1 protein-coding gene is annotated in these 1045 nt (G+C 66.2%); it reads left to right on the forward strand.

All coding sequences use genetic code 11. From position 1 onward, the window contains the following. Positions 1–852, forward strand: an 852-nt coding sequence (locus G454_RS19790; RefSeq protein ID WP_035108143.1) for an ATP-binding protein, incomplete at its 5' end; no start/stop codon positions are given. Positions 853–1045 lie beyond the last annotated feature (193 nt).

Genomic DNA, 1045 nt, shown 5'->3' on the forward strand with positions numbered 1-1045 from the left:
CTCTGCCTGGCGCTCAACGCGGGAAATAACGAAGCCCGCCGGGTGGCTCTGGCGCAGGCCGTGGAGATGGTGGCCTCCCTGCCGCCGGAAAAGCGGCACCTGGGCTACTGCCTCGCCGCCCTGCGCAAGCTGGCGGCCGAGAGCCAGCAGCGGGCGGTGCGGGAGGAGGCGGGCCAGTGCGCCCTCCTGCTGGAGTACCTCCGCACGTCGGACGTGGGATCGATGGCGTTCGGAGAAGGGATCTCCGGGGCGGGCCCGCTTTCCGGCGGCGAGGTGATCCGCGTGGTCAACCTCAAGGAGCTCCCCCTCCCGCGCAGGGGCGCCGACCCGTCGCGGATCACCGAGAGCGAGCGGCAGGGGCTGGCGCTGATGTACCTGGCGGCGGCCATGGCGCGCGAGGTGGCCTTCGGCCTCCCGCGCGGCCTGCTCAAGTGCCTGGTCTTCGACGAGGCGTGGGCGCTCTTCGCCGTGCCGGAGGGCCAGCGGTTGCTGGAGGAAGTCGTGCGCATAGGCCGGACGTTTAACCTGATCCCCGTGCTGATCTCGCAGAACGCCGGCGATTTTGCCACCTCGAAGGTCGTCGTGAACAACGTGAGCAATGTCTTCTGCTTCCAGGCCAACGACGAAGACGAGGTGGCGGCGAACCTGCAGTTCCTCGGGGCGGGTGCAGGGGAGTTGAATGTCAATCTCTTCCGCAACCTCGTCTCCGGGTCGGCAGTGTTCCGGGACGCCGAAGGGCGTATCGGCCTGCTGCACGTCGACCCCCAGCCGCCGTACCTGCTGGAACTGTTCGACACCCGGCCCAAGGAGCAGCGACAACAGGAAAAGTCGGCGGCCGCGGGAGGGCGGTAGCCTGATCTGCCAGATAACCCCATTTTCGCCAATTTTACCGCCGCTTCTGAGGCGGGGGTCTTTCCAGGGGAGAATAATCCCCCCGCGGAAAACCCCCTCTTTTTGGGCCGTTTTTTTCAAAATACGTGCCGCATTTTCAGGGGGGTTGCTTATGTTCTTCGCCTCGCACGGAGAGGTCGTCGTCTACGACTGC

Source organism: Desulfovirgula thermocuniculi DSM 16036, from assembly GCF_000429345.1.
Classification (GTDB): Bacteria; Bacillota; Desulfotomaculia; order Desulfotomaculales; family Desulfovirgulaceae; genus Desulfovirgula; species Desulfovirgula thermocuniculi.